Origin of the sequence: Streptomyces sp. P6-2-1 (genome assembly GCF_050613165.1) — a bacterium.
Lineage (GTDB): Bacteria > Actinomycetota > Actinomycetes > Streptomycetales > Streptomycetaceae > Streptomyces.
Window position 1 is genome coordinate 2,253,475 of record NZ_CP192513.1, and the last position, 26,110, is coordinate 2,279,584.

Genomic DNA, 26,110 nt, shown 5'->3' on the forward strand with positions numbered 1-26,110 from the left:
TTCCCCCTGAAGCACACAGTCACCGGGTGGCCGACGTGCGGTACGCGCGCAGGCTCAGCGGTACGAGAACGGCGATGACCAGCCCGACGCTGATCAGCGAGACGGTCACCGGGTGGGTGACGGGGAAGCTCCCCGAGGTGACGGCTCCGGTGTTTCCCCACAGCCGGCGGCAGGCCTCCGACACCGCGCTGACGGGGTTCCACTCGGCGAGCGTCCGCAGCCAGCCGGGGAGCCCGGTGAGCGGCATGAAGGAGCTGGACAGGAACGAGAGGAGGACGAGCATCAGGGCGGCGACCCCGCTGATGGCCTCGGCGTTGCGCATCATCATGCCGAGCAGCGCGCCGAGCCAGAGCATGGCGTAGGCGAAGGCGAGCTGGAGGACGAAGCCGAGCAGGACCTCCCCGAAGGAGCCGTGCACGCGCCAGCCGACGGCGAGCCCGGTGACGGCGACCAGGAGCATGCTGAGCGCGGCGGCGCCGAGGTCGGCGAGGGTGTGGCTGGCGAGGACGGTGGCGCGCCCCATCGGCAGCGAGCGGAAGCGGTCCATGAGGCCCTTGCCGAGGTCTCCGGCGACACCGATGGCGGTGATGCCGATGCAGGAGAGCCCGACCTGCGCGAAGACGCCCGCCATGATGTATTCGCGGTAGCTGTTGCCGGAGTCCTTGATCTGGACGACCGTCGCGAAGAGGTAGCCGAGGATGACGACCATCGCGACGGGCGTGAGCGCGACACCGATGATCTTCTCGGGGGTACGGCGCAGGTGGCGCAGGTGCCGGCCGGTGAGCGCGGCGACGTCCCCGATGTGGCCGAGGGCGGCGCGCGCACGGCCGGGGCGGGCGGGGTCCTGGGTCGCTGCGGCGGGGCGGGCGGAGCCTTTCCTGCCGGGCTCAGGGCTCTGGGTGCCGGTGCCGGTGCCTGTGGGGTCGGTGTCGGTGCCTGTGGGGTCGGTGTCGGTGCCTGTGGGGTCGGTGTCGGTGGTGCGGGTGTCGTCGGGGCCGGGGCCCGTGTGGTCGGCCCTGGCCGGGTCGAGTGCGGTACTCATCGCGAGACCTCCGCTGTCCGCGCGGGCTGCCGGCCGGCGGAGTCGCCGGTCAGGTGGAAGAAGACGTCGTCGAGCGAGGGGCGGCGCAGGGCGAACTCCTCGGCCCTGACCCCGGCGCTGTCCAGGGCGCTCGCGGCGGCGGCGAGCGCGCCCATGCCGTCGGGGAGCTGCACGTGGACGGTGCGCTGCCGCTGGTCCAGTTGCGGCGCGGTCACGGCGAGCGGGGCGAGGACGCGGCCCGCCCGGTCGAGCGCGTCGTCGTCGGCGAAGCTCACCTCCAGGCGTTCGCCGCCGACCTTGCGCTTGAGTTCGTCCGACGTGCCCTCGGCGATGACGCGGCCCCGGTCGACGACCATGATGCGGTCGGCGAGGACGTCGGCCTCCTCCAGGTACTGCGTGGTGAGCAGCACGGTGACGCCCTGGTCTACCTGCGTGCGGACCATGCGCCACAGCGTCGCCCTGCTCGCGGGGTCGAGGCCGGTGGTGGGCTCGTCGAGGAAGAGGACTTCGGGCGAGGCGATGAGGCTCACGGCGAGGTCGAGGCGGCGGCGCATCCCGCCCGAGTAGTCCTTGGCCTGCTTGTCGGCGGCGCCCTCCAGCTCGAAGTCGGTGAGGAGTTCGGTGGCGCGCGCCGTCGCGGCCGCCCGGCCCAGGCGCAGGAGCCTGCCGAGCAGGATCAGGTTCTCGCGGCCCGTGAGGAGTTCGTCGACGGCCGCGTACTGCCCCGCGAGGCCGATACGGGCCCGTACCTGCCGCCGCCGGCGCACGATGTCGTAGCCCGCGACGCGCGCGCTGCCGCCGTCGGGTTCGAGGAGCGTGGCGAGGGTGCGGACCGTGGTGGTCTTGCCCGCCCCGTTGGGGCCGAGCAGGCCGAGCACCGAGCCGGCCTCGACGGAGAGGCTCACGTGGTCGAGCGCCTTGTGCTCGCCGTAATTCTTCGTCAGTCCCTCGGCCTCTATGGAGTACTTCACGGTTCCCCCTTTCTTTTTCTTCGCTTTCGATGAGGATCTTCGGTGGGTGAATTCTTCGCTTCGGCAAGGCGCTGTATTGCGCCACGGTGGCCGGTGCTGAAGGAATTTAGCCCGCTCCCGGGCCGAATCGACGCCCCCGCGATGTCCGCAGGCTGTCGGTGCAGGATGCTGCAACCGCGAGGCCGTGACGTGGCCCTGGAGGGGCGGTGGCAGGACCTTGCAGCGGCACTCAATTGACAGCTCGGGGCGCCGCGTTGGCCGCCTCCGGCCCTTACCGTCGAGGTGTCACCGACCGAAGATGCAGAAAGTACTTCCCACCGGGAGAGGCAATGGCACGTCGACGAAATCTGGCGGCTTCACTAGGCGTATGGAGCGCCCAGCACCGTAAAACCGCGATTTTCGGATGGCTCCTTGCCGTCATCGCGCTCACGGTGCTCGGGAACATGGCCGGTCAGAAAAGCCTGACCGAGGCCGATTACGGGACGGGGGAATCGGGCCGCGCCGCGCGCGTCCTCGTCGACGCGGGGATCAAGACCCCGGCGCCCGAGATGGTCCTGGTCCACAGCGACACGCTCACCACCGACAGCGCCGCCTTCCGCGGGGCCGTCGCCGACGCGGTCACCGCGGTCAGGGACACCGGCATCACGCGGGACATCGGTGATCCCTACAAGACCGGCGCGCTCGGCGAGGACAAGCACGACGCGCTCGTCCAGTTCGCCGTCAAGGGCGACCCGGACACCGCCGCCGACCGCGTCCAGCCCGTCATCGACGCGCTCGACAAGGCCGGCAAGGGCCACCCGGACGTCACGTACGGCCAGTACGGCGCCGCGAGCGGCCTCAAGGGCATCAACGACTCGCTCGGCGAGGACTTCAGCCGGGCCGAGTTCACCGCCGTCCCCGTCGCCCTCGGCATCCTGCTCGTCGTCTTCGGCGCGCTGCTCGCCGCCGTGCTGCCGCTCGTGCTCGCGCTGACCGCCTGCGTCGCCGCGATGGGCCTGCTCTCGCTGACCAGCCAGCTCGTCCCCGTGGACGGGATGACCAACTCGGTGCTGCTGCTCATGGGCCTCGCCGTCGGCGTCGACTACTGCCTCTTCTACATCCGGCGCGAGCGCGAGGAGCGGGCCGCCGGGCAGGACAAGGAGACGGCGCTGCGCGTCGCCGCTGCGACCTCGGGCCGCTCGGTGCTCATCTCGGGGCTCACCGTCGCCGTCGCGATGGCCGGGATGTTCTTCTCCGGGCTCACCGTCTTCGAGGGCTTCGCCATCGCCACCATCGAGGTCGTCCTCATCGCGGTGCTCGGCTCGATGACCGTGCTTCCCGCCATCATGTCGGTGCTCGGCGACCGCGTGGGCGCGGGACGCATCCCCGGGCTGCGCCGCAAGGCCCGCGTGCGCACGGCCTCCGACAAGCCGGGCAGGCTGCTCGGCGCGGTCCTCAAGGCCCCCGCGCTCTTCGCCGTCGTCGGTATCGCCGCGATGCTCCTGCTCGCCTCGCCCGCGCTCTCCATCAAGACCGAGAAGCTCGGCCCCGACCAGCTGCTGCCCGCCGACAACGTCACGGCGCAGACCGCGAAGCGCATCGAGAAGGTCTTCCCCGGCGCCCCCGCCCCGGCGCAGGTCGTCTTCACGACCGACGACATCACCTCCCCCGAGGCGACCGCGGCGATCGCCGCCTTCGAGCAGCGCGCCCTGGCCTCGGGCGAGGTGCGCAAGCCCATCGACGTGACCGTCCACAAGGCCGCGAACATCGCGGTCATCAACGCCCCGCTCGCCGGTGACGGCCGCGACGCCGCCTCGGTGGACGCCCTCAAGACGCTGCGGAACGACATCGTGCCCGCGACGCTCGCGAAGGCGCCCGGCGCGACCGCACCGGTCGGCGGCGACCTGGCCTTCTCGACCGACTACAACGACCAGCTCACCTCGTCGATCGTGCCCGTCTTCGCCTTCGTGATGGGCGTCAGCTTCCTGCTGATGCTGCTCTGCTTCCGCTCCCTGGTCATCGCGCTCACCTCGATCGTCCTCAACCTGCTCTCCGTGGGCGCCGCCTACGGCGTCATGACCGCCGTCTTCCAGAAGGGCTGGGGCGACGGCCTCGTGGGCACGACCGCCGTCGGCGCGGTCGAGTCGTGGATGCCGCTCTTCGTCTTCGTGGTGCTCTTCGGCCTGTCGATGGACTACCACGTCTTCGTCGTCTCGCGTATCCAGGAGGCGCACGGCCGCGGTCTCGACAACCGCGCGGCCGTCGCGCACGGCATCCGCTCCACCGCGGGCGTCGTCACGAGCGCGGGGCTCATCATGGTCGCCGTCTTCGCGGTCTTCGGGACGCTGTCCATGCAGGACTTCAAGCAGCTCGGCGTGGGCCTCGCCGTCGCCGTCCTGCTCGACGCGACGCTCGTACGGGCCGCGCTGCTGCCCTCCGTGATGGTGCTGCTCGGCCGCGCCAACTGGTGGCTGCCGCGCTGGCTGAGGTGGCTGCCGCAGCTCGGCCACGGCGAGGAGACCGCCACGCCGCTCCCGGCGCAGGGCACCCCCCTCCCCCAGGCGGCACCTCCCGCCGCCCCCGGGGCGAGCACGACGGGGGCCGGTGCGACGGGGGCCGGTGCGACGGGGGCCGGTGCGACGGGGCGGGGTGCCCACGCCCGTACCGCCGCGCCCGAGGACCGCGTCAGCGCCGGGCGCTGACCGCGCCGCCACCCGGCCGGGACCCGCACCCCACCCGGCCGGGCGCGGCGCGGCGCACCGCCTGCCCCTCCCCGTACCCCTTCCGCCCTTCACGACCCCAAGGACCGCACGCCATGCACGAGTTCAGCGTCATCGGAGGCACCACCGCCCGCGCCGTGATCGCCTCTTCCCGGCAGGCCATCGTGGACCTCGTCCGCGACACCTACCTCACGCACGAGGCCGGGGACACGGTGAATCCCGACAGCTACTTCCTGCGCTTCCCCGACAAGCCCGACGCGCGCATCATCGCGCTCCCCGCCCACATCGGCGGCGGCACGGACGTCTCCGGGATCAAGTGGATCAGCAGCTTCCCCGCCAACATCGAGCGCGGCATCCCGCGTGCCTCCGCCGCGCTGCTGCTCAACGACTACACGACCGGGCAGCCCTTCGCGTGCCTGGAGGCCTCGCAGATCAGCGCGGCCCGCACCGCGGCGTCCGCCGTCCTCGCCGCCGAGACGCTCACCGGCGGGCGCACGGCGGGAAAGCTGACCGTCGTCGGCGCGGGGATCATCGCGCGCAACATCGTCGAGTTCTTCACGGCCCGCGGCTGGGACATCGGCTCCCTGTGCGTGCACGACAGGAACGAGGAGTACGCGGCCGCGCTCGCCGCCCACGCCACGGACGCCCTGGGGCTCGCCGCCACCACCGGTCCCGCCCTGGACGCCGCGCTCTCCGGCGCCGACGTCGTGGTCCTCGCGACCACGGCGCCGGAGCCGTACCTCACCGACCCGGACACCTTCGCGCCCGGGCAGGTGGTCCTCAACATCTCGCTGCGGGACATCGGCCCCGAGCTGATCGAAGGCGCGTACAACGTGCTCGACGACGTCGACCACTGCCTGAAGGCCAATACGTCGCCGCACCTCGCGGAACAGAAGTACGGCGACCGCCACTTCGTGACCGGCACGCTCGCCCAGGTCATCAACGGCGAGGTGGCCGCGGGGCGGGACAAGCCGGTGATCTTCTCGCCGTTCGGGCTCGGCGTGCTCGACCTCGCGGTCGGCCTGCACGTGCTGCGCGCGGCCCGCGCGGCGGGCGAGGCCGTGGAGATCCCGGACTTCTTCGGCGAGACGACCCGCTGGTGACGGCGGCGGCGCCGCACACCGTGTGAGGGCCCGGACGGCATCCCGTCCGGGCCCTCGCACGTACGCCCCCTACCAGCCGAGCACCCGGTACACGGCGCACACCCCGACGAAGACCGGCGCGGCGAGCGCGGCGAGGGTGTAGCCGATCCTGCCGACGGGCCGCCACCAGCCCTTGCGCCAGGCGAGCACCGCGCAGACCGCCGTGGCGCAGGCACCCGCGAGTGCCAGCGTCAGGAGCCGGGGCACGGCGGTCAGGAGCGGCGAGTCATTCACCATCACGGCCCGGTTGAGCGCGTTGGAGTCGGTGGACAGGAAGAGGAAGCAGGCCGCGGCCGCCGTGCACAGCGCGGCCGTCGTCCACAGCAGCGCCCCGGCGACACGCGCCCCGGCCGGCCGCCCGGCGGAGCGCCCGCGCACGCCCCTGACCAGCGCGCCCACCGGCAGGGCGAGCACCGCGAGGACGAGGACCGCGAGGGCGGCGACGAGCGCCCAGGTGTGCAGCGCGGGCGACGCGTACCAGGACAGGCGCTCGTAGGCGACCGAGGCGTCCGTCGCGACGAGGAGCCTGCCGTCCCTGAAGGCGATACGGTCCTGGCCGCCCTCCTCCTGGAAGAGCCCGGGGCTCAGCTGCACCCAGCGCAGCTCGCCTGCGTCCGGGTCCCTGGTCAGCGGCCCGCTCGTGACGAGCGTGGCGCCCGCCCCCGCCCGTACGGTGACCGCGCCCGTCAGCGCGGTGAGGCGGGTCAGCTCGTGGGAACTGGTGCGCGTGGAGCGGTACGTGCCCGCGTAGCGGCCGACGTCCGCGTGGGAGCGGGACTGCCGCACCGTACGGGCCGTGCCGAAGTGGTCGGCGACGCGGTCGGCCACTTCCTGACCGGCCCAGGCGGCGCTGCCGTCCGTGCCGTCGCCGTTGTAGACGACGTACACGCCCACGGAGCGCTCGGGGAGCAGCGCGAGGTTCCCGTGGAAGCCGGGCAGATCGCCGTCCTTGACGAGCATCCGCTGCCCGCCGCGCTCGCGCTCCTCCAGGAGGTAGCCGAGGCCGGGCAGGCGCGGGTCGTTGCCGAACTGGCGGTGCGTCAGGGCGCGCACGGAGGCGGGCGAGAGGACGCGGCCGTCGTCGGCGAGCAGGGCGCGCAGCAGCCGTCCCATGTCGGCGGCGGTGCCGACGGTGCCCGCGCCGGTGGGGCTCCAGGAGCCGTACTGGCCGTTCTCGCCGGTCTGCCCCTCGTCGCCGCCGGGCCGGTAGCCGTGCGCGAGGCGCGCGTCCAGGGCGGCGGGGTGCGGCTGCGCGAAACTCGTGCTCCGCATCCCGAGCGGGCGCAGGACCGAGCGGTCCACGTACTGCGCGAAGGGCGTTCCCGTGACGGTCTCGACGAGGTAACCGGCCAGGGCGACGCCGTAGTTGTCGTAGCTGGCGACAGTGCCGGGCGGGCGTACGCGGCGGGGCTGGTGGGCGGCGAGGCTCTCCCCGAGGGGGCGTGCGGCGCCGGGCTCGGTCACCGCCTGGCCCAGGATGTCGGGGTCGAACCCGGCGGTGTGCGTGAGTAACGCGCGGAGGGTGACGGGGCGTCCGGGGTACGTGTCGGCGATCGTGAAGGACTTCAGGTAGCGGTTGACGTCGGTGTCCAGGTCGAGCCGCCCCTTCTCGACCTGCTGGAGCACGGCGATCGCGGTGAGGAGCTTGGCGTCCGAGGCGAGGAAGAAGCCGGTGCGCTCCGGGTCGACGGGCGTCCGCGCGGCGACGTCCGCGTAGCCGTACCCCTTCGCGAACACCTGCCGCCCGTCCTGGACGATCACGACGGCGGCCCCCGGGATGCGGTACGCGGCGAGCTGGCCCCGTACGAGGGTGTCCACGTCGGCGGCGAGCGAGCCACCCGCGGCGGGGGCTCCGGCCTTCGCGGGGACCCCGGCCCCGGCGGGGGCTTCCGCCTTCCGCGCCCCGGCCTCCGTGGGGGCCCCGTGCCCGGCCGCCGCCTGCGCGGGGCCGCCGCCGAGCACCAGGAGGGCGCCGAGAAGGGGAGCGGAGAGGAGGGCGAGGATGCGGCCGGACCTGCGTCGATTCGTCATACGGCAAGTCAACTCCGCTGCGCCCGCAGGTCACATGGCCCTGAAAGGCGTCTTGGGGTGCACCTGAGTACACCCCCGCCCGGGGGGCGGGCCCGCGGTGGCGCGCCCGCCCGGGACCCCGTACCTCAGACCTCCTCCAGGACCTCCTCCGCCCGCTCGGGGCTCCCCTCCGCCAGGCCCTTGTCGATCGCGCCGCGCGAGGCGAGCCACATGCCCAGGCCGATGAAGAGCACGATCACCTCCGTCGCCGTCAGGGACCAGATCACGCCGTCCAGGCCGAACCAGTGGTTGCCCAGGATCACGGTCGGGATGAAGAGCACCCCGGGCGCCGAGGCCATCACCAGGGAAGGGCGCGCACGGCCCGCCGCCTGGAAGAGCGTCGTGAGCAGGCCGGTGAAGCCGTTGCCGATCATGCCGACGAGCTGGGCGAGCAGCACCGTCGTGCCGAAGGCGAGGACCGAGTCATCGGAGGAGAAGATTTTGAGCACCTGCTCACGGAAGCCGATGATCGCCGCGAAGAAGAGCAGCCCGACGACGCCGACCGCCGTGGCGGAGGCCCGCAGCGAGGCGTTCAGGCGGGCGCGGTCACCCTTTCCGTACACGTAGGCGAGCAGCGGGAGCACCCCGATCGTCACGCCCATGAGCAGGAACTCGGGCACCTGCGCGATACGGACGGCGACCCCCATCGCCGCGAGCGGGCCGTCGCCGTAGTGGGCTGCGTAGTTGTTGAGCAGCAGGCTCGTGACGACCATGAATCCGGCCTGGAGGAGCTGTCCGCCGCCGACGCCGAAGACCGGCTTGAGCACGGTGGCACGCAGCGTGAACCAGCGCGGCGAGAGACTCATGTGCTCGCTGTTGCGGTGGAGCCAGAAGGCCCAGTAGGCGAGGCTCACGGCGTTGCCGAGCCCGACGGCCGCGGCGGCCCCCGCCACGTTCCAGTCGAGCACGAGGATGAAGAGGACGTCGAAGACCAGGTTCCCGACGGTCGAGAGGATCAGCCCCGTCATCGCCTGGCGCGCGGCGCCCTCGGCCCGTACGAGGTTCTCCAGGCACAGCGAGGCGGCGAGCACCGGCACGAAGGCCAGCATCACGATGACGTAGTGCCTCGTCGGCCCCGCCGCGGCCCCGTCCGCGCCGAGCACCGACACGATCGGGCCGGTGAGCAGGAGCCCGATGCCGCCGATCACGGCCCCGGCGATCACCGAGCCCCACACCGCGAACGAGGAGACGTGCCTGATCTCGCCCGCCTTCGCGGGCTCCCGCTCGGCCGCCCCGAGCAGACGCGACACGAGCGCGCCGCCGCCGACGCCGAAGACGCCGCCGAAGGCCAGCACGAGGGCGAGCATCGGAGTGCCGAAGGTGATCGCGGCGAGCATCGCCGTGCTGTGCAGGGAGCCGACGAAGCCGGAGTTGATCACGTTGTAGACGGCGCTGACGGCCGTCCCCGCCGCCATCGGCACGCAGAGGTGGACGAGGGCGCGCAGGAGAGGGGCGCGGGAGAGGTACCAGCGATTGGTGCCCACGGCGTCGTCCGCGGACGGGGCGGAAGCTTCCGCGGGGGGCGGTTCCGCAGGGAACGCCTCTGCGGGGGGCGGTTCCGTGGGGGTGGCGGTCATGGCGGTGCTCCTTTCGGGCAGCTTCGAGCGCGCGGCGGCGGACGCCGGGGCTGCTCGGGAGGGAGGGCGCGGGAGAGGTGCGCGGGGCGGTGCGGCACCTGCGGCGCACACGGCGCCACGCACCGGACGCCTCACCAAGGAAGCTAACAGTTAGAGTATTAACAGTCAAAGCCCAAACCGAATCCTCGCGGTTAGGGTTCTGGTCATGGCGACACCGGACATCGGCCCCACGGGCAGCCTCGACCTCATGCGCTGGATCGTCTGGGCCCTGCGCAAGGGCGGCGAGGACTGGATGAGGGAGCGCGAGCTGAGCCACGAGCAGGCGTTCACCCTCGGCTACCTGGTCCAGCACCCGGGCGCGATGCAGCGCGACATCGCCGAGGCGAGCCGCACGAGCGCGGCGAGCGTCTCCAGCCTCCTCAAGGGCCTCGAACGCCGGGGCCTCGTGGAACGCCGTACGGAACCGGGCGACGAGCGCAGCAAACGCGTCTACGCGACACCGGAAGCGACCGAGCAGATCGCGGGCTTCGACACCACGATGCGCGCCGTGGCCGAGGACGTCCTGTCCCCCCTGACCGAGGAGCAGCGCGAGACCCTCCACGCCCTCCTCACGACCATCACGGAGCACCTGCCCCCACCGTCACGCTGACGCGAGAGGGGCGGGGGCGGGCGGGAGTGGAGGCCCTGAAGGCGCGGGGCACAGGGGCCCGGGGCGCGGGGGCCGGGGCGCGAAGGCGCGAGACGCGAAGACGCAGGCCACGAGGGGACGGGACGAGAGGGGACGGGACGAGAGGGGACGGGACGAGAGGGGACGGGACGAGAGGGGACGGGACGAGAGGGGACGGGACGAGAGGCGGCGGAGCGCCAAGACGCAGGGCAGGGCGCGATCCCACAGGGCGCGAGCCCACAGGCGCGGGGCGTGAAGAGCGGTGGAGTACAGGGCCGGCAGGCCCCTCACCTCACGCGGCGGCCCGCCAAGGACCCCCCGCCGCGTGGACACCCCTCACAGGTCGCCGCGCAGAAGCCCTTCCACGCCGCGGAGAAACGTCTCCGTCACGCGCTCCGGGTCGCCGAGACACCCCGCGGTCATGGCGCCGTCGCGCAGCATCACGAGGTGCCGGCCCGCCTCGTCGGCCGGCAGGCACCCCGCCTCGGCCAGCAGCTCCGTGACGGTGTCCAGGAACCACCGCCGGTGCGCCAGCACCGCCTGGTGGATGGGATGCGCGGGGTCCGGGTACTCGGCCACCGCGTTGAGAAAGGCGCACCCGCGGAAACCCGGCATCCGGATGCTCTCCGCGATCGACCCGGCGACGGCCCGTACCCGCTCGACAGGATTCCCCGCCCCGGCACTCGCCGCGGCGACCTGCGCCCTGATCCCCCGGTCGGCCCCGGCGAGATAGGCGAGAACGAGTTCCTCCTTGCCCGCGAAATGCCGGTAGAGCGTCGCCCGGGTCACGCGGGCCTCCGCGACGATCCGGTCCACACCGACCGAGTGAATGCCTTCCGCGTAGAAGATCCCCGTCGCCGTGTCGAGCAGCCGGGCCCGCGCCTCCGAGGCACCGCCCGCCGTGCCGCCGCCGTCCCGCCTGCTCACTGTGCCCCTGCTCATGCGGTCGAGCGTACCAAAAGGGTGAGGGAGAACGTTCGGTCTTGACAGCTCAGCGCCAGACCCCCTTGGATAGAAAGAGACCGAACGTTCTCCCTCACCGTCGATCCGCCCGACCCGGTCCGACCGCCACCCCGCCCCGAAAGGCACCCCACGCCATGAACACGCATGCCACGCACACCCTCCCCGCCCCCGCTCCCGCCACCGCCCCCGCCGCCCTCCGCAAGCTCTACCTCGTCCGCTTCGCCTTCGCCGTCGTGTGGGCCGCCGTCGTCTTCGCCTCGGCCGGCAGCTCGCTGGGCCCGCTGAGCGCGACGCTCCTCGTGATCTATCCCCTGTTCGACGTGGCGTGCGCCGTCGTCGACGTCCGCTCGGCGCGGGCGGGGAACGGCCCGGTACGGGGCCTGTACGCGAACATCGCGCTGAGCACGCTCACCGCGATCGGCCTCGCGATCGGGGCGGCGTCCGGGATTCCCGCGGTTCTGCGGGTGTGGGGCGCGTGGGCCGTCACCGCCGGCCTCGTGCAGCTCGTCGTCGGTGCGCTCCGGCGCCGTATCGGCGGGCAGTGGGCGATGATCGCGAGCGGCGCGATCTCCACGCTCGCGGGCGCCTCCTTCTTCGCGATGGCGGGCAAGGACGGCGCGGAGATCGGCAATCTCGCCGGCTACGCCCTCCTCGGCGGCATCTTCTTCCTCGTCTCGGCGCTGCGCATCAAGCGGCCCACCACCCGCGCCTGACCGGCCCCCCGCGCACACCCCGGGCCCTCGGCCGCGCCCGCGCCGCCGGGGTCCCGCCCCTCGTCGGCCCCGCCCCGACCGCTCAGTACTTGTCCAGCCACACCACGATCCCCGTCAGCCCGTGCAGCACCGCCGCCACGCCCGCCCGCACGGCCGCGGCGCTGCGGGCGGGCGTGAACGTGGCCGCGTCGTACGTCGAGGACATCCCCAGCCCCTCGCCCCGGAAGGAGGCCCCGCTCCAGTCGACCGCCGTCACGTTCTCGGTGGGCTCCGCCAACTCGGCGCCCACGACGAGGAAGCGGCGGTCGAGGTGGTGGGGCGTCACGGTGGCGAGCGGGTCGACGAGCGTGTTGCCGACCGCGAGGACGAGATCGGGACCGAGGTCCATCGCCCGCCCGATCGCGGGCAGCAGGTCGGGCTCCCCCTCGGCCCGTACGGTGCGCAGCGACACGTGCTCCGCCTCCGCCCACTCCCGTACCGCGCGCACGAGCGTCTTCGTGGGCTTGTCGTCCCCCGCGGTGAGCAGCACGACGCGGTAGCCGCGCGGCGGGCGCACGGCTTTCCACGAGCCCGGCTCCGGCGTGATGGTCGCCTCGGGGGTCGGCGTGGGCGAGGGCCCCGCGAACCCGGCGCCGAGCGCGCCCATCGGCGTGGGCGCGGCACGCGGGCCCGACCAGTCGTCCCCCGAGCCGCACCCGGCGGCCAGTACGGCGAGCAGCGCGAGCCCGGCGGCGGCCCGGGGTGCGCGAAGTGACGTGCGGCGCACGGCGATCGTCCTCCTGAGGTACGTACGAGACGGGGCGGGGCACCACACGGACCACGCCGGACTTCCCCCGGCGCACCCGGCGCACCGGACCCACGCCGGACCCGCGCCGGGCTCCCCCGCCCGCCGGGCTCGCCCCGGTCCACCCCGTACGCGACCCGTACGCGCCCCGGGGCGCCCTCATCCTCGTACGCCCCGGACCCCGCGCGGGAGCCCCGGCGGCCTCGCCCGGGCGGTTGTTCTTCCAAGGTTCGCCGTCGCGGCGGCACCCGTTCACACGTGGCCTGAAACGTGCGGTGACGACACCGAAGGAGACCCATGTCCCCGCACATCCGCCGCACCCTCACCGCGTTCGCGGTCCTGGTGCTGGCCCTCCTCGCCACCGCGCGCCCCGCGTCCGCGCACGGCTTCAGCTCCACCGTCTTCCTGCACGTCAGCGGCGAGGAGGAGGGCCGGATACGTACCGATCTCGCCCTCGAATACGACCTGTTCGTCGTCTCCGCCGCCGACGCCGGCCGTGACGACGCGCTCTTCCGCGCGGGCACCGCCGCCTTCGACGACGGCGACGCGAAGGAGCAGGCAGCGGCGCTCGACGCGCACGCGAAGACCGCGCTCGCCTACGTCACGGGGCGCTTCGCCGTCACGTCGGGCGGCGACGCGTGCACGCCCGCGCGCGTCGGCGGCTTCACGATGGACCGCCAGGAAGGCGTCCCGTACACGCACCTCCTGCTCGACTGGGACTGCGCGGACCGCGAAGGCACGCTCGCGGTCCGCGGCACGCTCTTCCCCGACGCCGAGGGCTACGTCAAGGGCACGAAGACGATCGCGACCTACGACGTCGCCGGGCGTTCGGGCAGCGCCGCGCTCGACGCGGCGCACCCCTCGTTCTCCGTCGAACAGGCCTGGTACGAGAGGTTCTGGGAGTTCTTCAGGCTCGGCGCCGAGCACCTGCTCGGCGGGATCGACCACATCCTCTTCCTGCTCGCGCTCATCGTCGGCTCGCGCCGCCCGCGCGAGATCGTCCTCGCGGCGACGAGCTTCACGCTCGCCCACTCCGTGACGTTCCTGCTCGCCGCGCTCGGCGCGGTGGACGTGCCCGCGCGGGTCGTCGAGCCGGTCATCGCGCTGTCGATCGCGGTCGTCGCCGGGGGCTGGCTGTGGCGCCTCGCGCGCGGGACCGCACGGGACGAGGAGGTCGTCGGGGACGGGCCGCTCGGCCTCGACAGGACGGGCTGGACCCGGCTCGGCGTCGTCTTCTGCTTCGGTCTCGTGCACGGCCTCGGTTTCGCCGGCGCGCTCGGCATCCACGAGGCGTGGTCGTGGACGCTCCTGTGGTCGCTGCTCGTCTTCAACGTCGGCATCGAGGCGGTCCAGCTCGGCCTCATCGCCGTCGTCTTCCCGCTGCTCCTCCTGCTCCGCCGCCGCGCCCCGCGCGCCGCGCTGTGGGTGACGGGCGCGGTCTCGGCGGGGGTCGCCGCGATGGGCCTCGTGTGGTGCGTGCAGCGGCTCCTTGAAGGCTGAGCGGGGCGTCGGGACCGGGGGCGGGGCCCGTACGAGCCGTACCGGCCAGGACCTTGCGGCCCGTACGAGCCGTACCGGCCACGGGCCTCGCGGGCCGTACGAGCCCAGGACCGTGGCAGACCGAACGGCCCCTCACGCCACGTCCGAGCCACCCCCTGGCCAAAAACCACCCCGTACAGCTGTACGAGGTTCAACCGCATCCGCCCTTCCGTTTGCGTCCCATTTACCCACCCCCGAGACGCTGTTGACCTTCACTCGTCCCACACGAGAAACGGACACCATGAACACCAGACCCTCCTCGCAGGCCCGCCGGCCTGCGCGGCGTCGCGTGGCCACCGGGACCGCCGCGGCGATCCTGGGCATGTCGATGGCGCTCGGCGGCGCGCTCGCCTCGCCCGCCGTCGCGGCCGACGCCGCCTCGCCCACCGGGATCATCCTGGGCGTCGGCGCCAACGAGACCCAGCGCACCGTGTCCTGGTACACCACCACGGACAGCGCCCAGCAGGTGCAGCTCGTCCCGACCGCGCGGCTCGCGAACGGCGAGTTCCCCGCCGACGCGGCCGTCTTCGACGCGAGCGGCTCCGCGAACATCGCGACGAGCGGCGGTTTCAACCGGCACGCGACGCTCACCGGGCTCCAGGAGCACACCGCGTACTCGTACCGCGTCGGCAGCGCGGGCTCGTGGTCGCCCACGTACTCCTTCAAGACGCAGGACTTCGAGGGCGACTACGACTTCCTCTTCTACGGGGACCCGCAGATCGGCTCGTCGGGCGACACCGCCAAGGACCAGGCCGGCTGGGAGGACACCGTCAACGTGTCCCTCGCCGCCAACCCGGACGCGGAACTCCTCGTCTCCGGCGGCGACCAGGTCGAGAGCGCGAACAACGAGTCGCAGTGGAACGCCTTCCTCGCCCCCGACAAGCTGCGCCAGTACCCCTGGGCGGCGACGATCGGCAACCACGACGTCGGCGGCAAGGCGTACGAGCAGCACCTGTACACGCCGAACACGGACCGCTCGGCCCCGTACTACTCCAACGGGAATCCGTCCTCCGACACCTCGGGCGGCGACTACTGGTACGTCTACAAGGACACGCTGTTCATCGACCTGAACAGCAACAGCTACGCCACCTCGCAGGGCGGCGGCGGTGACGAGGCGCACCTCTCCTACGTCAACGACATCATCAACAAGCACGGCTCCGAGGCGAAGTGGAAGGTGCTGGTCTACCACCACGCCATCTACTCGCCCGCCTCGCACGCCAAGGACAGCGACAACAAGGTCCGCAGGACCGACTTCCCGACGGCCTTCTCGAAGCTCGGCGTGGACCTGGTCCTCCAGGGCCACGACCACAGCTACTCCCGCAGCTACCTGATCAAGAACGGTCAGAAGGCGGACCCGGAGGAGCAGCCGGGCCAGAACGAGGTCTACCCGGGCCCCGGCGGCGTCCTCTACGTGACCGCCAACTCGGCCTCGGGCTCGAAGTACTACGACATCACCGCGCCCGACAACAGCGGCACGAGCGGTGCGGGCAACGGCGCCGACCCGCTCAACCCCGACAGCTACTGGTACAACTCCGTGCAGAACCAGGAGCACGTGCGCAGCTACGTCAAGGTCGGCGTCCGCAAGGACAAGCTCGTCGTCGAGAACCTGCGCAGCGGTACGTGCGCGGCGCCCAACGCGGCCGTCGAGCTGAAGCAGGTCCCCTGCGCCAACACGAGCGAGGGCGAGCCGGTCGGCTCGATCGTCGACAAGGTCACCGTCCACCCGCACCACGGCGGCGGCCAGGACCTCCAGGTCGACGTGCCCGAGGCGGCGCCCGGTGAGTTCGGCTGGACGATCGACGGCTACAACGGCCTCGTCGACCTCGGCACGGCCAAGGACAAGGACGGCGACCACTTCGAGGCGGCGGGGACGATCAACCCCATCGCCGTGACCGACAGCCGCCGCACCCTGGCGCCCTGGTCGGTCTCCGCGAGCGTCGGCGACTTCAAGGACGCGGACAAGACCTTCTCGGGCTCCAACCTCGGCTGGACGCCGAAGGTGCTCCAGGAGGGCGCGGGCGCCAAGGCCGGTGCCGCGATCGGCTCCGGCTTCGACACCAACGGCAAGGGCCTGTCCGTCTCGCGCGGCCTCGGCTCCGCCGCGCAGGGCCACGCCAAGGGCAAGGCCAAGCTCGGCGCCGACCTGGACCTCAAGATCCCGGGTTCGGCCGCGAAGGGCTCGTACCGCGCGACGCTGACGATCACGGCGCTGAGCAGCTGAGCCCGTACGTGACCGGCTGAGCCCGTACGCAGGCGGCCGAGTCCGCACGTACGCGGCCGAGTCCGTACGCCCACGGGGCGGGCGCCCGCCAGGCGCCCGCCCCTCCTCCTCCACCCCTCCCCAGGACCCGACATGCACACCGCGACGCGCAGCACCCCCTTCCGCCTCCTCCTCACCGCCTTCCTCCTCCTCGCCGTCGCGCTGGTGTCGACCCCCGCGCACGCGGCGGGCGAGGACGTGACCTGGACGGTCCGCACGGCCCCCAACTCCTACGGCGCGGACCGCTCCAGCTACAGCTACGGCGTGAACCCCGGCGGCCACGTCGAGGACGCGATGGTCGTCGCGAACCGCGGCAAGAAGCCGCTGACGCTCACGGTGTACGCGTCCGACGGCTTCACGACGGACACGGGCACGCTCGACCTGCTCCCCGCGGGGAAGAAGTCGGTGGGCGTCGGCGCCTGGCTCCGTACGGACTCCGCGAAGATCACCGTCCGCCCCGGCAAGAAGGCCGAGATCCCCTTCACCGTGACGGTCCCGCGCGAGGCGACCCCCGGCGACTACGTGGGCGGCCTGCTCACCTCGCTGAAGCAGCCGGACGACGCCGAGGGCATCAACGTGGACCGCCGCCTGGGCATCAAGGTGAAACTCCGGGTGAGCGGCGCCCTCAAGCCCGCGCTCGCCGTCGAGGACGCGCACGTCTCGTACGACGGCACGGCCGACCCCTTCGCGAAGGGCGGCGCGACGGTCACCTACACGATCCACAACACGGGCAACGCGACCCTCGCGGCGCGTCAGGCGATCGCACTGCACGGCCCCTTCGGCTGGTTCACCGCGCACGTGGCGTCCCCGAAGCCCACCCCCGAACTCCTCCCCGGCGAACGCTGGAAGGTCACGGTCCCCGCGACGGGAGTGACCCCGTCCTTCGCCCTCACGGCGAAGGTGACCCTGACCCCGCTCCTCACCGACGCCTCCGGCTCGACGGCACCCCTCCCCCCGACCACGGCGACGACCCATGCCCCGGCCATCCCCTGGACCCTCCTCGTCCTCCTCCTGCTCGTCGTGGCCTGCGCCACGGCCGCCTTCGTCCTCCGCCGCCGCCGCAAGCGCACGGCGGACCAGCGCCTCAGGGAAGCGGTGGAGAGGGAACTGCGGGAGCGGGGAGAAAAGGTGGCCTGACGGGGACGGGCCCACTCGCCCGCCAGGCCCGCCGGTCAGCCCGGGCGACGCGTGCCTGAGCCGCCACGTCCGCTTGAGCACCGCGGCCGCCTGAGCACCGCGGCCGCCTGAGCACCGCGGCCGCCTGAGCACCGCGTCCGCTTGAGCCACCTCGTCCGCTTGCGCGGGCTACGTCCGCTTGCGCGGCTTCCCGCGCTTGGCGCCCGTGCGCGGGCCGCCCTTCGCCGAGCCCCTGGTCCCGCCTTTCGCGGCCCCCTTGCCCTTCGCCGTACCGCTCCTGCCCGTACGGGAGCCGCCGGCGGCGGCCTTGCCGCCGCCGCCCCCGCCCGCCGCCCGCCGCTCCGCGGTGGCCGGCTTCGGGCCCCGGCTGCTGTTCGCCGTACGGCCGCGGACGACGCCGATGAAGTGCTCGACGAGATCGGTGGTCGCGTCCTCGGGCCAGGAGAGCGCCACCCGCGAGACGGGCGCGTCCGTCACCGTGCGGTAGGTGAGGTCGCGGCGGTGGTGCAGGCGGGCCAGCGACTGCGGCACGACGAGCACGCCGATCCCCGCCGCCACGAGTTCCACGGCGTCCGCCGTCGTGGCGGGCCGCTCGTGCGCGGGACGCCCGGGCAGCTCCGCCCACTCCAGTACGTCGTCGAGCGGGTGCAGCACGATCTCGTCGGCGAGGTCCGCGGTCGTGATCTCGTCCGCGACGGCGACGAGGTGGTCCTTCGGGATCACGACGACGGTGGCCTCGGTGTAGAGCGGGATGGCGCTCATGTCCGTACGGTCCACGGGCAGCCGGAGGAACCCGGCGTCGGCCCCCCGCGCGCGCAGCAGCCCCTCGGCCTCGCCCGCGGGGACGGCCGTCAGGCTCAGGGGAACACCGGGAAACCGCTCGTTCCAGACCCGCACCCACTTCGTGGGGGTCACGCCGGGAACGTAGGCGAGCGTGAACGAAGAGGAAGCGTCCGAGCCAGTCACGCCCCCAGGCTACCGGCGGCCGTGGCTCCGTACGCGCCGGGCAGTCGTTACGCTGGAGGCATGACGTCGCACAAGACCACCCAGACCATGAAGCCCGCGACCGCGGCGAAGAAGCTGGGTGTGTACCTGGAAGCCACCCCCGCCGAGTTCCGGGAGGGCCCCGTCTCACGCGACGAGCTGAACGCACTCCAGGCCGACCCGCCCGAGTGGCTGCGCACCCTGCGCCGCAACGGCCCGCACCCCCGCCCGGTGATCGCCGCCCGCCTGGAGATCTCGATCGCCGGCCTCGCCCGCGGCGGCATCACGGACCCCCTCACCACGGAGCAGATCGAGGCCCTCAAGCAGGAGTGCCCCGACTGGCTCCGCCGCGAACGCGCCACCCACACCGAAACCCGCGCCGAAGCCACCCGCATCAAGACCCGCAACGCGGAACGCGCGTCCCGCGAGGCTTCGTAGCCCCCTCGGCTCCGCGTACCACCGAAGGGCCCGGCCCCAGCAGGCCGGGCCCTTCGCCTGTTCCGTACACGGCCGAGAGGCCCACACGCGGTGGTGAGTTCCCCGGGCTCCCTCAGCTCCCCGCCCGACGCGCGGACAAGGGGCGGTGGAGGAAGCCCCCCCCCGGGGCAGGCGCCCGACGCGGCAAAAGGAGCAGCCCGGCCCCGAGGCGCCGTGCACCACCTCCTGAACGGCTCCCCCTTCCCCCCTCCCGCGCCGCCTTCCGGTCCCGTACGGGAACCGCGACCGGGTACGGCCGCGACAAGGCCTCGTCACACTCCGCCGACCTGCGCGGAGTTGCCCGTACTCCCCGAGGCGCCGCCCCGCCCCGTACTTCCGTCGCGATCGCTGCCGGTACAAGTCTTGACGCGTCCATGACCCGGGTCCTACGTTCCGGGAGCCGAGATGTTCACAACCCGGTCCAACGTTCATGTATATGAATGCACGGAGGATCGCGCAGCCCGAAAGGCACCCCCATGCGCATCGGAGCCGTCTCCCGCTTCGCCGGCCTCGCCGCAGCGCTCGGCGCGCTGAGCGCCGCCAGCCTCCTGTCCCCCGCCGCGGCCGCCCCCGCGGCCGCTCCGGACGCCGCTTCCGCCGTCGCCGCGTCCCCCGCCGTCTTCACCCACCCCGGCGTCAACCTCGACTCCGCCCAGCTCTCCTTCGTCCGCGACAAGGTCAAAGCGGGCGCGCAGCCCTGGAAGAGCGCCTACGACCAGATGATGGCGAGCGACTACGCGAGCCTGAGTCGTACCGCGAAGCCGCGCGCCACCGTCGAATGCGGCCCCGTGTCGAACCCGAACAACGGCTGCACCGACGAGCGCGAGGACGCGATCGCCGCCTACACCGACGCCCTCGCCTGGTACATCAGCGGCGACGAGCGCTACGCGCAGAAGTCCATCCAGCTCATGGACGCCTGGTCAGCGACGATCAAGAACCACACCAACGACAACGCGCCCCTCCAGACGGGCTGGTCCGGCTCCTCGTGGCCGAAGGCCGCCGAGATCATCAAGACCGTCCACGGCGACTGGGCGAACTCCGGCCGCTTCGCGACGATGCTCCGCACCGTCTACCTCCCCCAGGTCGTCAACGGCTCCAACCGCACGGGCAACTGGGATCTGACGATGCTGGAGGCGGCCGTCAGCATCTCCGTCTTCCTCGACGACCACGCGAGCTACGACCGCGCGATCGGCCACTACCTGGAGCGCGTCCCCGCCTTCGTCTACCTCGCCTCGGACGGCGCGCTGCCGAAGACCGTCGCGAGCCAGCACCTCGACACCCGGGACAAGATCGTCGACTTCTGGTTCGGCGCCGACAACTTCGTCGAGGGCATGACGCAGGAGACCTGCCGCGACTTCACCCACACCGGCTACGGCATCTCCTCGATCTCGCACGTCCTCGAAACCTCCCGCATCCAGGGCCAGGACCTGTACCCGCAGGTCGGCGAGCGACTGCGGCAGGCGCTCGGCTTCCAGTCGACGTACGAGCGCGGCGCGGCCGTCCCCGGCAACGTGTGCGGTGGCTCCGTCCAGCGCGGGCTCGGCCCGATCACCGAGGTCGGCTTCAACACGCTCAACACCCTGCACGGCGTGGCGATGGCCAACACGCAGGCGCTGACCGAGGCGAACCGCCCGGCCGGCTCCAACAACCTCTTCGTGGCCTGGGAGACCCTCACCAACGCCAAGAACCCCAACTGAGCCGGGCGTTCGCGCCGGGCCCTCATCCCGCCAGGCGACGGGCGACAACCACCGGGCGAGGCGCCCCACCACCCCGCCCCCGCTCCCCCTCCCTGCCGCGCCGGTTCCCTCCTCCCCCGGGCCGGCGCGGCAGGGCACTCGCACCCCGACCGCACGGGAGACCCCCATGAGCATGGACCGACGACGTTTCCTCACCTCGGCAGGGGCCGGCGCCCTCGCCGCGACGGCACTCGGCACCTTCGCCGCCCCGGCACAGGCCCGCCCGGCCGCCGCCCCCTCACCGGTGCTGCCGTCCCGCGCAGAGATCACGGACGACCTGCGCCGCGTCGCCGACCACTGGATCGGCGCGCACACCGACCCGGGTGACAACCTGTGGGCCAACGCGACCTTCTACTCCGGCCTGCTCGCCCTGCACTCCCTCACCCAGGACGCCCGCTACCTCTCGTACGCGCGCGCCTGGGCGGAGCGGCACGGCTACGGTCTCAACGGCGGGACGAGCACCCGCCACGCCGACGACCACAACGCCGGGCAGGCGTACCTGGACCTGTACGCGCTGGAACCCGAGCAGGCGAAGATCCAGGCCATCGAGGACTCGCTGCACCGCATGACGTACACGGACCAGGTCGGCAAGGACGACGACTGGTGGTGGGACGACGCGCTGCACATGGCGATGCCGCCCTTCGCGCGCCTCGGGGTGCTGCGCGACGACGCGGCCTACCACCGCAAGCTGCACGCCCTCTACCACCACACGAAGACGGCGGAGGGCGGTCCCGGCCTCTACGTTCCGGCCACAGGCCTGTGGTACCGGGACAAGAACTTCCTGCCCGGCCGCATCGTCTCGCCCTCCGGCAAGCCCGTCGTGTGGTCGCGGGGCAACGGCTGGGTGGCCGCCGCACACGCCAAGACGCTCAAAGCACTCCCGGCCGACCACCCGGACGCCGCCGAGTACCGCGACACCCTGCGCCGCCTGATCACGGCGCTCGCCCCGCTCCAGCGCACGGACGGCTTCTGGAACGTGAACCTCGCGGACACGGCCCACTTCCCCGGCCCCGAGTCGAGCGGCACGTCGTTCTTCGCCTACGGCACGGCATACGCCGTGGCGAGCGGTCTGGTGGACCGTTCGGCCTACCTCCCGATGGCAGCCCGCGCCTGGAACGGCCTCGTCTCCACCGCCGTCCACCCTGACGGCACCCTCGGCTACGTCCAGCGCGTGGGCGACCGCCCGGACTCCAGCCAGCCGGTCACCTACGACACGACAGCGGACTTCGCGGTGGGCGGCTTCCTCCTGGCAGGCACGGAACTGGCATCACTGACGAGGTGACCGCAACGAGGAGGGGAGCGGGGTACGTGGGCGAGGCGAGCGGGCAGGCGCCAGGAGCTGCCAGGCCGACCACGTCCGCCCTTCGGGGGTCGCCGGTCTCTTCCGGTGGCTGCTGCCGCGGCCTTCAGCAGGCGTGCGGCCGGCGCCGCGGAAGCCGGCCGGACCGGGCCAGGTGCCGGGTGGCCGATGTCGCGTACCTGCGGGGGCCGCGCGACCGGCAGCTCGTCGAGTCCGGTCACGGAACGCTACGTCAGTTTGGCGCTTCTTCCCTTCGCCGGTCGTCGCGGGCCGCGGTGGGGAGGGCGTGGTCGACGAGGACGGCGGCGAGGGCGGCGGCGGTGAAGGTGTCGGCGTTGAGGACGCGGGTGCGGGCGGAGGCCCCCGGGCAGCGCGGCAGCGCCGCCCGGGGGCCGTACGGTCGCACCCGCGTCCCCGGGTGACAAGCGCTCACCCGGGGAGCGTCAAACGGCCCGCCTTTGCCAACAGGAGTGCGGCACAGCCCAGTTCACCGAGGAGCCGGACCCCACCCGGCCCGCACGTGCGGCTCGCGCGTCCATCGACCAACTCGGCTGGGACCGGCGATGTGACGGTGTGCCACCTCCACACGGTGAACCGGAACTCGACCACGTGGTGGACACCACGAACAAGCCGGCGAAGGCACGTTGACGAGTGCGCCAGTCTGGCTACTGGCCGAGGTAGTTCTGCTCCAGCCACACGATCGCGTCCGCGAGCGAGCTGAAGGATGCTTCGATGCGGTCCGTGTTGGAGTACCGGACCTGGATCTCGATACGAAGCAGCTCAAGGTCCTCAGGGGAGGGCTTGGCGGTCCGCATCCCGGACAGGAGCGTCAGGGCCTCGGCGACGCTCGCGGCAGTTCGCGCGACACCGTGAAGCGGCAGGACCATCACGCTCTGGACCTTGCGGGAGAGGTGGTCCCGCAGGCGCGTGGCAAAGGCGTCGAACTGCGTCCCGGCGTTTTCGCGAAGCGCCTTGATGACGTTCTCCTGGCCCGCCGGACCGATGGACGACCAGCGCTCCACCTGAGCGGCCATGTGCGCGGCGGGGGTGGTCTCCTCGAACCAGAAGTCGATGCCCTCGGTCTTGAACGCGTCGACGAGTGTCTTCACCGGCAGGTGCAGGACGTTGATGCCCTGAGACTCCATGTGGGTGACGCCGCCCTGCGTCCACTCCCCGGCGACCAGCGCGCCCAGGAAGGGCCGATCGAAGCGAAAGGTCCGGCGCAGGGGGACGAGCGCGTTCGCGATCTCACCGGCCTTGTTGACCGAGTGCTTCGTGTAGCGCCGCCACGCGCTCTCGATGAAAGCCGCCGGCCTCCCGAGCGTGCCCGGCGAGCCGCCCCGCTCCAGCACGAAGTCCAGGTCGTGCTTGTTGTCGTGGTCGTCGACCCAGGTGACCTTCTTCCTCTTTCCGCGAGCGGGCCGGAGCCCTTGGCGATCGACGAACAGGTCGAACTCGTTGGCGACCGGGAGGATCATCTCGAAGAACGCCTGCTCCATCATGTAGCCGGCGATCTGCCCGAGAGCGTGGGCCGGGGAATCCGCCATTCTCAGCCTTCGATCCAGAGGTAGCCCTCGTGCAGAGGGTGACTGTGCTTCCGGTTTTTCCACTTGGTGTTGCGGTCCCGCACCTTCGAGAAGGACCACGAGGCGAAGCCCGAGTCCACCGCGAGCTTCCCGAGCCACTTCTCGACGGGGGCGTGGACGCCGTACGGCGCGGAGTCCCCCACGACGTAGCAGACCTTCGCCCCGGGCTTGGTCTTCTGCCGCAAGGCCCGGAAGACCTGGGCGTTGTCGTAGAAGTAGCCGGCGAGCATGACGTTGTACGCCTTGTTCCCCGCACGCCCCTTGCGGACCTCGGCCAGCTCGTCGTACACGGGCCGCAGCTCATCGATGATCGGGGAGAGCAAGGGCGAATCAAGCGCCTCCTCCGCCTTCCAGCGCCCCATGTTCTGGGTCGCCGAGCGCAGCAGCACCTCGCGCAGCGGCCTCAGGTCCTTCCAGCCCTCGATCTCACCGAGCAGAATCTGCTCCAGGCGCAGGGTGTCGGCGTAGTCGTAGTTGTTGGCGTACGGAGGCGACGTGATCACGGCGTCGGCCCACTCGTCGGCCACATCACGGAGTGTGCGGGCGTCGGTGTGGAGGACCGTGGTCCTCGCCGGCTCGTCCCCCACAAGGAAACGACGCATCTCCATGTCGGAGGCGAACAGCTCACCAGCGGCCTCGAAGGCGCTCCTCGGCTCCGCCACCCGGCTCTTGGTCCTGTTCGGCAGCACGTACTGCCACTGGGCGGTACCCGCCGGGGAGCAAGCCCGGATGATCGACACGAAGGCCAGCCACAGAAGTTCCGCGATGTTGTCACGCCCCTCCTGCTCCAGCACGGCGTCTCTGATCCGGAGGAGGTCGTGCAGGGCCTCGGTGTCCGGGAAGCATTTGGCGATGAGAGGGGCTGTCGGCACCTCGACCGCGCGACCCAGCGCCGCGACGCGCAGCACATCGCCCACCCGATCGCGCAGCTCGTCAGGGTCCTCCGTCCACAGGAGCTTCGTCCGTGCGATGCGTGCGACCATCGGGTGCACCTCGGTGCCGGTGGACTCGACTTTCTGCTCCTGCGCCGCGAGGCACGTCGTACCCGAGCCGCCGAACGGGTCGAGTACCCGCTCGACGCCCCAGTGCCGCATGAGGCTGCCGGCCCACTCCGCGGAGTACCCCGCGCTGTAGCGGAACCACCGGTGCACGGGGAGCTTCATGTTGTCGGCGAAAGTCGTGGTGTTCCTCGACCCGCCTTCGGCGGCTCCGAGGAGATGACGCTCAGTGGCCTCGGTGAACGAGGGCACCATGAGCGTGCTCACTTCTTGCCGCCGGAGGCGAGTCCGCTGCGGAACTCCACCACGTCCCCGTCGCGCATCACGTAGTCCTTGCCCTCCATGCGGGCCTTGCCCGCCGCGCGGGCCTCGGCCACGGAGCCGGTGGCGACGAGGTCGTCGAAGGAGATGATCTCGGCCTTGATGAAGCCGCGTTCGAAGTCGGTGTGGATGACCCCGGCCGCCTGGGGGGCCGTGGCGCCCTTGTCGATGGTCCAGGCGCGGGTTTCCTTGGGGCCTGCGGTCAGGTAGGTCTGGAGGCCCAGGGTCTCGAAGCCGACGCGGGCGAGGGTCGCGAGGCCCGGTTCGTCCTGGCCGACGGACTGGAGGAGTTCGAGTGCCTCCTCGTCGTCGAGTTCGGCGAGGTCCGCCTCCAGCTTCGCGTTGAGGAAGATCGCCTCGGCCGGGGCGACGAGCGCGCGCTGCTCTGCCTTGAAGGTGTCGTCCGTCAGCTCGTCCTCGTCCACGTTGAAGACGTAGAGGAAGGGCTTGGTGGTGAGCAGGTGCAGGTCGTGGAGGGGCGCCGCCTTCTCCGTGCCCTGCGCGACGCCCTTCGAGAAGAGCGTGTCGCCCGCCTCCAGGATGGCCTTCGCCTCCTCGACCGCCGCGAGCTTGGGGGCCACGTCCTTCTTGATCCTGGCCTCCTTCGCGAGGCGCGGGAGGACCTTCTCGACCGTCTGGAGGTCGGCGAGGATCAGCTCGGTGTTGATCGTCTCGATGTCGTCCTTCGGGGAGACCTTGCCGTCGACGTGCACGACGTTGTCGTCCTTGAAGGCGCGGATCACCTGGCAGATCGCGTCGGTCTCGCGGATGTTCGCGAGGAACTTGTTGCCCAGGCCCTCGCCCTCGCTCGCGCCGCGCACGATGCCCGCGATGTCCACGAAGTCCACCGTCGCGGGGAGGATGCGGGACGAGCCGAACAGCTCCGCGAGCTTCGGCAGCCGCGGGTCGGGCACGCCCACGACGCCCACGTTCGGCTCGATCGTGGCGAAGGGGTAGTTCGCCGCCAGCACGTCGTTCTTCGTCAGGGCGTTGAAGAGGGTGGACTTGCCGACGTTGGGCAGGCCGACGATACCGATGCTTGTGCTCATGACTCTCTAAGTCCGCTCGCGAATCCGAAGGTGGGTACGAAGGTGGGTACGGCGGGGACCGCGGAGTCGTGGCGCTTCGCTCCCTGTGACCGTGA

The 26,110-nt window shown here is 72.1% G+C and carries 21 protein-coding genes; 10 read left to right on the forward strand and 11 right to left on the reverse strand.

From position 1 onward, the window contains the following. Positions 1–19: 19 nt before the first annotated feature. Together ACQYWQ_RS09695 and ACQYWQ_RS09700 are read right to left on the reverse strand one after the other, a co-directional pair. On the reverse strand, positions 20–1,042 hold the full coding sequence (locus ACQYWQ_RS09695; RefSeq protein WP_431033794.1) for an ABC transporter permease: 1,023 nt from the start codon (positions 1,040–1,042) through the stop codon (positions 20–22). Continuing rightward, complete coding sequence (locus ACQYWQ_RS09700; RefSeq protein WP_431033796.1) at positions 1,039–2,013, reverse strand: ATP-binding cassette domain-containing protein; 975 nt, start codon at positions 2,011–2,013, stop codon at positions 1,039–1,041. Before ACQYWQ_RS09700 ends, ACQYWQ_RS09695 begins: the two co-directional genes overlap by 4 nt. Positions 2,014–2,342: 329 nt before the next feature. On the opposite strand from ACQYWQ_RS09700, the gene ACQYWQ_RS09705 reads away from it, so the two are divergent. Both ACQYWQ_RS09705 and sbnB read left to right on the forward strand, forming a co-directional pair. Then, positions 2,343–4,694, forward strand: coding sequence for an MMPL family transporter (locus ACQYWQ_RS09705; protein WP_431033798.1), 2,352 nt, complete (start codon positions 2,343–2,345; stop codon positions 4,692–4,694). A 113-nt stretch (positions 4,695–4,807) separates the two neighbouring features. Then, a complete protein-coding gene (sbnB, locus tag ACQYWQ_RS09710; RefSeq protein WP_431033799.1) occupies positions 4,808–5,815 on the forward strand; it encodes a 2,3-diaminopropionate biosynthesis protein SbnB in 1,008 nt (335 codons plus the stop codon). 69 nt (positions 5,816–5,884) lie between these two features. Here sbnB and ACQYWQ_RS09715 read toward each other — a convergent pair whose 3' ends face one another. Both ACQYWQ_RS09715 and ACQYWQ_RS09720 read right to left on the reverse strand, forming a co-directional pair. Then, the gene (locus ACQYWQ_RS09715; protein WP_431033800.1) at positions 5,885–7,885 is read right to left on the reverse strand and encodes a serine hydrolase domain-containing protein; all 2,001 of its coding nucleotides are present in this window, start codon (positions 7,883–7,885) and stop codon (positions 5,885–5,887) included. A 125-nt stretch (positions 7,886–8,010) separates the two neighbouring features. Further along, a complete protein-coding gene (locus tag ACQYWQ_RS09720; protein ID WP_431033802.1) occupies positions 8,011–9,501 on the reverse strand; it encodes an MATE family efflux transporter in 1,491 nt (496 codons plus the stop codon). A gap of 205 nt (positions 9,502–9,706) precedes the next feature. Between ACQYWQ_RS09720 and ACQYWQ_RS09725 the strand changes: the two genes are divergently transcribed. Next, entirely contained in the window at positions 9,707–10,150 is a 444-nt protein-coding gene (locus tag ACQYWQ_RS09725) for a MarR family winged helix-turn-helix transcriptional regulator (RefSeq protein WP_431033804.1), read from the forward strand. 354 nt (positions 10,151–10,504) lie between these two features. On the opposite strand, the gene ACQYWQ_RS09730 is transcribed toward ACQYWQ_RS09725, so the two are convergent. Continuing rightward, positions 10,505–11,110 carry a TetR/AcrR family transcriptional regulator gene (locus ACQYWQ_RS09730; protein ID WP_431033807.1) on the reverse strand — a complete coding sequence of 202 codons (606 nt, stop codon included), beginning with the start codon at positions 11,108–11,110 and terminating at the stop codon, positions 10,505–10,507. A 155-nt stretch (positions 11,111–11,265) separates the two neighbouring features. Between ACQYWQ_RS09730 and ACQYWQ_RS09735 the strand changes: the two genes are divergently transcribed. Further along, positions 11,266–11,844 (forward strand): hypothetical protein, encoded by a 579-nt coding sequence (locus ACQYWQ_RS09735; RefSeq protein WP_431033809.1) that lies wholly within the window; start codon positions 11,266–11,268, stop codon positions 11,842–11,844. An 82-nt stretch (positions 11,845–11,926) separates the two neighbouring features. Here the strand turns inward: ACQYWQ_RS09735 and ACQYWQ_RS09740 are convergent, their stop codons facing one another. Next, a complete protein-coding gene (locus tag ACQYWQ_RS09740) occupies positions 11,927–12,610 on the reverse strand; it encodes a hypothetical protein (protein ID WP_431033811.1) in 684 nt (227 codons plus the stop codon). Between the two features lie 315 nt (positions 12,611–12,925). Here ACQYWQ_RS09740 and ACQYWQ_RS09745 point away from each other — a divergent pair, with 315 nt between their 5' ends. The 3 genes from ACQYWQ_RS09745 to ACQYWQ_RS09755 all read left to right on the forward strand — a co-directional run bounded on the left by ACQYWQ_RS09745 (position 12,926) and on the right by ACQYWQ_RS09755 (position 17,564). Beyond that, positions 12,926–14,128 (forward strand): HupE/UreJ family protein, encoded by a 1,203-nt coding sequence (locus tag ACQYWQ_RS09745; RefSeq protein WP_431033812.1) that lies wholly within the window; start codon positions 12,926–12,928, stop codon positions 14,126–14,128. Positions 14,129–14,408: 280 nt separating this feature from the next. Next, positions 14,409–16,388 carry a fibronectin type III domain-containing protein gene (locus ACQYWQ_RS09750; RefSeq protein ID WP_431033813.1) on the forward strand — a complete coding sequence of 660 codons (1,980 nt, stop codon included), beginning with the start codon at positions 14,409–14,411 and terminating at the stop codon, positions 16,386–16,388. A 132-nt stretch (positions 16,389–16,520) separates the two neighbouring features. Then, a complete protein-coding gene (locus tag ACQYWQ_RS09755; RefSeq protein ID WP_431033815.1) occupies positions 16,521–17,564 on the forward strand; it encodes a WxL protein peptidoglycan domain-containing protein in 1,044 nt (347 codons plus the stop codon). Between the two features lie 168 nt (positions 17,565–17,732). Here the strand turns inward: ACQYWQ_RS09755 and ACQYWQ_RS09760 are convergent, their stop codons facing one another. Next, the gene (locus tag ACQYWQ_RS09760; protein WP_431033816.1) at positions 17,733–18,530 is read right to left on the reverse strand and encodes a LysR family transcriptional regulator substrate-binding protein; all 798 of its coding nucleotides are present in this window, start codon (positions 18,528–18,530) and stop codon (positions 17,733–17,735) included. A gap of 60 nt (positions 18,531–18,590) precedes the next feature. On the opposite strand from ACQYWQ_RS09760, the gene ACQYWQ_RS09765 reads away from it, so the two are divergent. The 3 genes from ACQYWQ_RS09765 (at position 18,591) to ACQYWQ_RS09775 (ending at position 22,043) form a co-directional block, all read left to right on the forward strand. Beyond that, positions 18,591–18,986: a DUF5997 family protein gene (locus ACQYWQ_RS09765; protein ID WP_431033818.1), complete on the forward strand. Its 396-nt coding sequence runs from the start codon at positions 18,591–18,593 to the stop codon at positions 18,984–18,986. A gap of 515 nt (positions 18,987–19,501) precedes the next feature. After that, positions 19,502–20,722 (forward strand): alginate lyase family protein, encoded by a 1,221-nt coding sequence (locus ACQYWQ_RS09770; protein WP_431033820.1) that lies wholly within the window; start codon positions 19,502–19,504, stop codon positions 20,720–20,722. Between the two features lie 166 nt (positions 20,723–20,888). Next, positions 20,889–22,043 (forward strand): glycoside hydrolase family 88 protein, encoded by a 1,155-nt coding sequence (locus ACQYWQ_RS09775; protein WP_431033822.1) that lies wholly within the window; start codon positions 20,889–20,891, stop codon positions 22,041–22,043. Positions 22,044–22,293: 250 nt separating this feature from the next. Here ACQYWQ_RS09775 and ACQYWQ_RS09780 read toward each other — a convergent pair whose 3' ends face one another. From ACQYWQ_RS09780 to ychF, 4 genes are all read right to left on the reverse strand, one after another. Further along, entirely contained in the window at positions 22,294–22,494 is a 201-nt protein-coding gene (locus ACQYWQ_RS09780) for a hypothetical protein (protein WP_431033823.1), read from the reverse strand. 232 nt (positions 22,495–22,726) lie between these two features. Continuing rightward, positions 22,727–23,608, reverse strand: coding sequence for a hypothetical protein (locus ACQYWQ_RS09785; protein ID WP_431033825.1), 882 nt, complete (start codon positions 23,606–23,608; stop codon positions 22,727–22,729). A gap of 2 nt (positions 23,609–23,610) precedes the next feature. Beyond that, entirely contained in the window at positions 23,611–24,912 is a 1,302-nt protein-coding gene (locus ACQYWQ_RS09790; protein WP_431033827.1) for a DNA methyltransferase, read from the reverse strand. Beyond that, on the reverse strand, positions 24,909–26,015 hold the full coding sequence (gene ychF / locus ACQYWQ_RS09795; RefSeq protein ID WP_431033828.1) for a redox-regulated ATPase YchF: 1,107 nt from the start codon (positions 26,013–26,015) through the stop codon (positions 24,909–24,911). The genes ACQYWQ_RS09790 and ychF overlap by 4 nt, the downstream gene beginning before the upstream one ends. Between the last annotated feature and the right edge of the window lie 95 nt (positions 26,016–26,110).

Coding starts and splice junctions, on each gene's coding strand:
- ACQYWQ_RS09695 (WP_431033794.1), bottom strand. CDS start 1,042: ATGAGTACCGCACTCGACCCGGCCAGGGCCGACCACACGGGCCCCGGC.
- ACQYWQ_RS09705 (WP_431033798.1), top strand. CDS start 2,343: ATGGCACGTCGACGAAATCTGGCGGCTTCACTAGGCGTATGGAGCGCC.
- sbnB (WP_431033799.1), top strand. CDS start 4,808: ATGCACGAGTTCAGCGTCATCGGAGGCACCACCGCCCGCGCCGTGATC.
- ACQYWQ_RS09715 (WP_431033800.1), bottom strand. CDS start 7,885: ATGACGAATCGACGCAGGTCCGGCCGCATCCTCGCCCTCCTCTCCGCT.
- ACQYWQ_RS09720 (WP_431033802.1), bottom strand. CDS start 9,501: ATGACCGCCACCCCCACGGAACCGCCCCCCGCAGAGGCGTTCCCTGCG.
- ACQYWQ_RS09725 (WP_431033804.1), top strand. CDS start 9,707: ATGGCGACACCGGACATCGGCCCCACGGGCAGCCTCGACCTCATGCGC.
- ACQYWQ_RS09730 (WP_431033807.1), bottom strand. CDS start 11,110: ATGAGCAGGGGCACAGTGAGCAGGCGGGACGGCGGCGGCACGGCGGGC.
- ACQYWQ_RS09735 (WP_431033809.1), top strand. CDS start 11,266: ATGAACACGCATGCCACGCACACCCTCCCCGCCCCCGCTCCCGCCACC.
- ACQYWQ_RS09745 (WP_431033812.1), top strand. CDS start 12,926: ATGTCCCCGCACATCCGCCGCACCCTCACCGCGTTCGCGGTCCTGGTG.
- ACQYWQ_RS09750 (WP_431033813.1), top strand. CDS start 14,409: ATGAACACCAGACCCTCCTCGCAGGCCCGCCGGCCTGCGCGGCGTCGC.
- ACQYWQ_RS09755 (WP_431033815.1), top strand. CDS start 16,521: ATGCACACCGCGACGCGCAGCACCCCCTTCCGCCTCCTCCTCACCGCC.
- ACQYWQ_RS09765 (WP_431033818.1), top strand. CDS start 18,591: ATGACGTCGCACAAGACCACCCAGACCATGAAGCCCGCGACCGCGGCG.
- ACQYWQ_RS09770 (WP_431033820.1), top strand. CDS start 19,502: ATGCGCATCGGAGCCGTCTCCCGCTTCGCCGGCCTCGCCGCAGCGCTC.
- ACQYWQ_RS09775 (WP_431033822.1), top strand. CDS start 20,889: ATGAGCATGGACCGACGACGTTTCCTCACCTCGGCAGGGGCCGGCGCC.
- ACQYWQ_RS09785 (WP_431033825.1), bottom strand. CDS start 23,608: ATGGCGGATTCCCCGGCCCACGCTCTCGGGCAGATCGCCGGCTACATG.
- ychF (WP_431033828.1), bottom strand. CDS start 26,015: ATGAGCACAAGCATCGGTATCGTCGGCCTGCCCAACGTCGGCAAGTCC.